Consider the following 1,104-nt stretch of genomic DNA (forward strand, 5'->3'; position numbering starts at 1 on the left):
ATTTTGAATGCGGAAATAGCTCAGTTGGTAGAGCATAACCTTGCCAAGGTTAGGGTCGCGAGTTCGAGTCTCGTTTTCCGCTCAGGTTGAAGAGGGACTGAAAAAAACAGTTCCTCTTTTTTTATTCGGATAGTTGTTTCGATGAAAGGGAATTGATATATTTGCGCGTTTAATTGAAAAAAGACGAAACGACATGAAAACGTATGACATTTATTTTTCGGATGGTGTTTCCAGCGATCACAAGGGATTTGCCATAAAAGCTGAAGAAAAGGCAGTCCGGATGGCAGAAGATATGCTGGCTAAAGGTAACTTTTATACAGAACAGTATGCCGGAGGTACAATTTCGGTTGTTGATTCTGAAGGCACGGCCGTATGGAGTAAACCTATTCCTAAAAATTGAAGTTTAAAATCGAATAATAAGTAGTAATCAGATATTATGTTCTCAGGTATAGTAGAAGAATATGCAGAAGTTGTGAAGGTGGTGAAGGATCAGGAAAATTTGCACCTCACATTAAAGTGTTCATTTGTGGACGAGTTGAAGATCGATCAGAGTGTAGCTCATAATGGTGTATGCCTGACTGTTGTCAGTATTCAGGATGGTACCTATACGGTGACTGCCATGAAGGAGACGATTGAACGTTCCAATATAGGACTATTGAAGCCGGGAGATAAAGTGAATGTAGAACGCAGCATGATGATGAATGGTCGGTTGGATGGACATATTGTTCAGGGACATGTAGATCAGACAGCACGTTGTGTTGCTATTGATGACGCGGAAGGAAGCTGGTATTTTACATTTAAGTATGATTTTAATCCAGAAATGGCTAAACGCGGATATTTTACAGTTGATAAAGGCTCTGTAACGGTTAACGGGGTCAGTCTGACTGTATGCAATCCTACAGAAGATAGTTTCCAGGTAGCTATTATACCTTATACTTATGAGCATACCAATTTCCATACCTTTAAGGTAGGAAGTGTTGTAAATCTGGAATTTGATATTATTGGCAAATATCTGAGCCGAATGATGCAGCTGGTCAAATGAGATGACCACATTGGGTATAATGTTTTTGAATGTGCCTGGATGGCAGAATGCATCCAGGCACA

Annotated in this window: 2 protein-coding genes and 1 tRNA gene; all 3 read left to right on the top strand. The window is 40.0% G+C overall.

From position 1 onward, the window contains the following. Nucleotides 1-9 precede the first annotated feature (9 nt). Nucleotides 10-82 (top strand) — tRNA-Gly (locus BACCOPRO_RS03675). A 111-nt stretch (nt 83-193) separates the two neighbouring features. Continuing rightward, nucleotides 194-400: a hypothetical protein gene (locus BACCOPRO_RS03680; RefSeq protein WP_008141034.1), complete on the top strand. Its 207-nt coding sequence runs from the start codon at nt 194-196 to the stop codon at nt 398-400. 36 nt (nt 401-436) lie between these two features. Beyond that, nucleotides 437-1,042, top strand: a complete 606-nt coding sequence (locus tag BACCOPRO_RS03685; protein WP_008141035.1) for a riboflavin synthase — start codon at nt 437-439, stop codon at nt 1,040-1,042. Nucleotides 1,043-1,104: the final 62 nt, after the last annotated feature.

This window comes from Phocaeicola coprophilus DSM 18228 = JCM 13818, assembly GCF_000157915.1.
Classification (GTDB): domain Bacteria; phylum Bacteroidota; class Bacteroidia; order Bacteroidales; family Bacteroidaceae; genus Phocaeicola; species Phocaeicola coprophilus.

Bases quoted from the DNA above. Each gene is read 5' to 3' on its own strand.
- BACCOPRO_RS03685 (WP_008141035.1), top strand. From the start codon at position 437: ATGTTCTCAGGTATAGTAGAAGAATATGCAGAAGTTGTGAAGGTGGTG.
- BACCOPRO_RS03680 (WP_008141034.1), top strand. From the start codon at position 194: ATGAAAACGTATGACATTTATTTTTCGGATGGTGTTTCCAGCGATCAC.